Source organism: Clostridium sp. (assembly GCF_016650095.1).
In the GTDB taxonomy this organism is placed as follows: domain Bacteria; phylum Bacillota; class Clostridia; order Clostridiales; family Clostridiaceae; genus Clostridium_AD.
Map to the genome: position 1 here is coordinate 1 of NZ_JAENWL010000301.1, position 4,659 is coordinate 4,659.

Annotated in this window: 4 protein-coding genes and 1 pseudogene; 2 read left to right on the plus strand and 3 right to left on the minus strand. The window is 30.4% G+C overall.

All coding sequences use genetic code 11. From position 1 onward, the window contains the following. Both spoVT and JJE11_RS14890 read left to right on the plus strand, forming a co-directional pair. Nucleotides 1–517: stage V sporulation protein T (gene spoVT, locus JJE11_RS14885; RefSeq protein ID WP_291637004.1), on the plus strand; the 517-nt coding region annotated here is incomplete at its 5' end. Between the two features lie 169 nt (nt 518–686). After that, nucleotides 687–1,250, plus strand: a complete 564-nt coding sequence (locus tag JJE11_RS14890) for a hypothetical protein (RefSeq protein ID WP_291637006.1) — start codon at nt 687–689, stop codon at nt 1,248–1,250. A 74-nt stretch (nt 1,251–1,324) separates the two neighbouring features. Here the strand turns inward: JJE11_RS14890 and JJE11_RS14895 are convergent. The 3 genes and pseudogenes from JJE11_RS14895 to JJE11_RS14905 form a co-directional block, all read right to left on the minus strand. Then, nucleotides 1,325–1,971: pseudogene (locus JJE11_RS14895) on the minus strand (superoxide dismutase). 87 nt (nt 1,972–2,058) lie between these two features. Next, nucleotides 2,059–3,384: a polysaccharide deacetylase family protein gene (locus JJE11_RS14900; protein ID WP_291637008.1), complete on the minus strand. Its 1,326-nt coding sequence runs from the start codon at nt 3,382–3,384 to the stop codon at nt 2,059–2,061. Between the two features lie 143 nt (nt 3,385–3,527). Beyond that, complete coding sequence (locus JJE11_RS14905; protein ID WP_291637010.1) at nt 3,528–4,418, minus strand: TraX family protein; 891 nt, start codon at nt 4,416–4,418, stop codon at nt 3,528–3,530. Between the last annotated feature and the right edge of the window lie 241 nt (nt 4,419–4,659).

Consider the following 4,659-nt stretch of genomic DNA (forward strand, 5'->3'; position numbering starts at 1 on the left):
AGGTAGAGTGGTTGTTCCTAAAGAGTTAAGAAGAATGTTGAGACTAAGAGAAGGAGATCCAATAGAGATATTTACTGATAGAGAAGGTGGAGTTATTTTGAAAAAATATTCGCCAATAAGAGAATTTAGTAAGTTTGCAAGTGAATATAGTGATTCACTTCAGCAGAAAATTGGTAACGATATCCTTATTAGTGATAGGGACAATATAATTTCAGTAAGTGGAATAAATAAAAAAGAATATTTAGAAAAGAAAGTTAGTGATGATTTAGAGAAAGTGATGGAAGGTAGAAAAACACTTGTATTTGTAGAAGGATTGATGAAAACGATACCTTTATTTGTTGACGAGGAATTTGATGGCAAATATTCAAATCAAGTTATTTCTCCAATTATATCTGAAGGAGATGTAATTGGGACAGTAATAATAGCATCTAGAGAACAAGGTCAAAAATTCAGTGCTTTGGAACTCAAATTAGCTGAAACAGCAGCATTATTTTTAGGTAAGCAAATAGAACCCTAAATAAATTGAAAAGTAGCTGTGAAAATTGAATAAATATCCCCACTTTAATAAAAACAGTAGGCTATAGCTAAATGTAAATTTAGATTATAGCCTATTTTTTATTTATTTTGTTATATTATATGGTTTAACTAATATACTTGTATAAAAGATTAGTTAGGGGGCTAAGTGTATGCAACCCACATTAGAAAAGATGATAGATGCTTTTAATACAAATGAAAAGCAAAAGGTTATTAATTATATTGCTGATTATAAACAGAAATCTGAAGAACTTAGCTATGAGGAATATATGAAATGGGTTATAGTATTTTGTCCTCCTCATAAATGGTATATAAAAGCATTTAACCATGAAAGTAAGATGCTAAAAGTATATCAAGTTATTGTGGAAGGTAAAGAAAAGTTAAAATCTTGTAAATCATTTGATGAAATAATAACATACATTGATGGTATTAAATTGGCTGGGTTTAGTGAGCTAGCAAAATATGATACTGCCATAGCTACTGGGATTAGGTTTCAATTAATGCCTGATAAAGTATTCTTACACGCAGGGCCTCGTTATGCTTTAAAATATATACTTAAAGATCAATTTGAAATGCATATTAAAAAATTAAATAATAGTAAGCACATGGAGTATATAGAATTTAGTAATTTACCTTATGAATTTCAACAGTTTAAAGACAACAAATATCTAGTAGAGGATTGTTTATGCTATATATATTCTAAATTCTTAAAATAAAATTTTCAACAAAGATGCAAGAGGGAACTTTGCTTTCCTCTTGCATCTTTATTGTCTAAATAATTATTGATTTATCAATAATTAAAATTGTATGGGAAATATCTATGCTGGGAAATATCCATAAACTGCATTGAGGAAACGTATTTTTGAAATCTATCATTTAGAATGTCCCAATTTATATTTTCAATAAATGTAGAAATATATTTTTTCTTGTCTGTTCCAAAATCCATAAAATATGCATGCTCATAAACATCCATGACTATAGTGGATGAGAAAGCCATACGGAACCAGTATCGTGTAAATCACTTCCTATTATGTGTAACTTGTTATCAATTGAATCAATGGAAAGAACTACCCAACCTCTCATGGATAATGCTACATTTGTAAGATAAGAGATAAAATTATCATAAGAAGAAAATTCATTTATTATAGCATTAAATATGGGGCCATAAGGTGTGGTACTGCCTCCCGTCATATTTTTAAAATAAAGATTGTGAAGTTTTACGCCGTTTAGTGCATATGTTTCACCTAGTTTCAAACTTCGCATTTTGGAATAAGTGGGATTGCTATCAGTGTAACTTGCAGGTATGTAGGTAGTGTTCCAAATTTCGTTTAATTTGTTTACGTAACCAGCATACAATTTGTAATGTTGATTTAGCTGGTTCATAGAAATGCCGTTGACTGATTTAAGATCAAAAATTTCAGGCTTTAAATTATACATTAAATCACCTCTATAATAGAATATGTGATAAAATTGAAATTGTGAGAGGTTATTTATCAGACTAGAGTCTAAAATGGCTTCCCTTAACTATATTTTCTTAATACTCACATCGTCCCAATCGATACTATCTCCTGAACTTCTATAAAGTGATAATGTTATTATTTTGGTATTCTGAGGTACACAAAAGACAAATCTTACCCTTGTCCAAAATGAAACTGTAGTTATTACTTTATTTATGTTAAGTTCATTTATCTTTACCCCACCAGTGGTAATTCCATTACCAGATGCCCTAACCCATCCTTCAAAGACAAATTGTTCGCCTGAAATTCTCGATTTATCGGAAGTATCAATCTTTTGAGTTACTGGTGAATTACTGATACTGTTACCTATACGTAAGAAATTATCTCCTGTTTTTCCTCCACTTGTTTCAATAGTTTTTCCTGTCCATGACCCTGCACCCTCAAAACTATCATTAGCAGTTAATTCAAATCTAGTACTACTATTAGGGTCTGCAAAGAAAAGTCCTGAGGGAGTTAAAACCTCTATTGAACAATTATCCCATTGAGTTTTGATATAATCTAACAAGATAGTAAAATCAGAAAGTGTCATTTTACCTGGTTTATCTAGATTACCTGGATGACACATTATTTCGATACCTACCTTATTTTCAATAGCCACATCGATAGTCGCTATTGCGCTTGCTAAAGTCATACCACCATCTGATACAGTATAATGATTCAAACCATGAAAAACATGTGTTGGCAAAATTCTAGGTCCATAATATGCATAAGCTTCTGTTAAAGAATAAGTCTGCATTAATAATCTTCCTACTGTTGAGTCGTAATCACTTGGTTTAGTTAATCCATTATATAATGGTAATTTATTTGGAGCAGGAGCAACGCCTGGAAGTACCCAGCCAACAACCTTAATATTTTGTTTTTCTATTTCTAATTTAGAAGTTACTATTTGGCTATACAATCCTTCATAACCTTTTTTACTGTAGTCCTTATGGTCTGTTCCATGACTCCACATTTCAACTCCGTTTCTATTCCAATCCCTTACTTGACTCCATGTTGTACCCTTGCCCCAAGGTTGTTCTGTGTTAAATCTTGAAATTAGAGCCATACTACAAGGTAATCCACGTTCAATTAACAAGGGGTATATTTTTGCACCAAACGCATCTTGATAATCATCAAATCTTAATGCAACTACTCCTCTTCCATTTGTACCAATTACTCCATCTTTGCGACTATCATCATAACTTACTAATCTAGCATAACTTATTTTTGGAATCACTACTGCATTAACTACAATATTACTTAAAATAACAACCATTAAAAGGACTGTGACCATAAATATACTTAGTAATTTTTTCATTTCTCTTACAAATATAAACACAGAAAAAAATTCCATCAATAATTCTCCTTTTAATTATTATTTTACTATCTTGTATATTTATACTCGCAATTTTTATGTAATTTTAAACTGCTTTATTTGATTTCAGGAGATGGTGGGATAATTTTTGGTGAATGTAAATTTTGGGGTAAAAAATATAATTAATAAGCCTTCAACATAATCGCAATAACAATTAGAAGCGTCATGTGTGCTGGATAAAAAATATAACCAGCATATTTATTAAGCCTAATCCAGCTAGGATTTATACGCTCTAACCCGAATATCGGAATTAATGCAAAAACTCCCCATGAGTTAAAATAGTATTTTTGTAGTTGTGACAACCCATTTTGAAAGTTCAGCTGGCCCCATACATATTTGAAATTGAATAGGTTGCTCCAAAATAGTGCTGATGAATATGCAGAGTTCCACAGAGCAACTCTGTAATAACCATGAAGTATATATAATATTATAATGCTTATTATGGCAACTTCCATCTTTTCCTGAAACATATGAAACAATAAAATTAAAGCTAATGCCAGCGAGCCGTATTCCAAATAAAAATCTTTTATAATGAAGCTTAATACTTCGGGAATAATGATTATTACGATAGCTATGGCTAGTAGAAATATACCATAAAAAAGGTGTTTATAATTCTTGCCTTTAATAAAATTCTTAACATGTAAGATTCCCATATCATAAATATAAAGCAATCCTATGCCTACTACAAACGTGAACAGTACATTAAAATGAATAGGGTTAAATTTAATATCAGGACTAAAAAAAGAATAGGGTATTTGAGTTATTAGAGCAAATACGGAAAGTCTTAAAACATATTTTTTAAGATTAGATGTCCTGGAATAGCCTATAGCAATTTGATAGGCAAAGATAGGAAAGGCCAATCTCCCTATAATTCTGAAAAGAATCTCATTTGGAAAATACATATATCCAATATGATCAACTAGCATTGTTACTAGTGCCAGCAGCTTTAGCATATCATTACGGCATGCACTTGTTTGCAGTACTTTTTTTTCAATAACTAATGTTTCCACCATAAATACCCCCTACAATTTGTACTTTTTCAAATGATTATACCATTTAAATTTTAATTAGGGTAATTATGACCTAAGAAAAATAGTATATGAAATTTTTTTAATTGAAAATCCTCGTAGTATCCTTAGCTCCAACGCATTTTGTTTTTATATTTAGTTGCCATCAAAAGTTGAAATCTGATGATGATAATGATAAAATAAAGTAATATTCTATATTTTTACGAAATTGTATTGATTTATGAAT

Excerpts from the sequence above, each read along its gene's own strand:
- JJE11_RS14900 (WP_291637008.1), bottom strand. The coding sequence starts at position 3,384 with ATGGAATTTTTTTCTGTGTTTATATTTGTAAGAGAAATGAAAAAATTA.
- JJE11_RS14905 (WP_291637010.1), bottom strand. The coding sequence starts at position 4,418 with ATGGTGGAAACATTAGTTATTGAAAAAAAAGTACTGCAAACAAGTGCA.
- JJE11_RS14890 (WP_291637006.1), top strand. The coding sequence starts at position 687 with ATGCAACCCACATTAGAAAAGATGATAGATGCTTTTAATACAAATGAA.